Raw genomic sequence first — 259 nt, 5'->3', positions numbered from 1 at the left:
GCGGCGAAGGGGTAGATGTATCCGTAGCGCACCCAGCGGCGGGCGAGCACGTCGTAGTTGAGGAACCTGGTGGAGAAGCTCTCTACGTCCTGAAGCTTTTGCAGGGCGAGCAGGCACAGGGCGATGGCAATGAACTTGGTGAGAACCAGCGGGGTCAGCACGGTGCCGAACGCCAGGAGGCAGAGGGAGAGGGACATGGCGAAGGACATGGCGAAGATGGCGATGACCGGCTGGTAGGTTGTCTCGTCTTCTCCGGTGC

Annotated in this window: 1 pseudogene; it reads right to left on the bottom strand. The window is 62.2% G+C overall.

Going from position 1 to position 259, the window contains the following annotated elements:
* Positions 1-259: pseudogene (locus AB2B41_RS23590) on the bottom strand (glutaredoxin); the annotation flags it as partial.

It is taken from the genome of Sulfitobacter sediminis (assembly GCF_040811725.1).
Lineage (GTDB): Bacteria > Pseudomonadota > Alphaproteobacteria > Rhodobacterales > Rhodobacteraceae > Sulfitobacter > Sulfitobacter sediminis.
The sequence above is the reverse complement of the archived record's forward strand: the minus strand, read 5'-3'. Positions and strand labels throughout refer to the sequence as shown.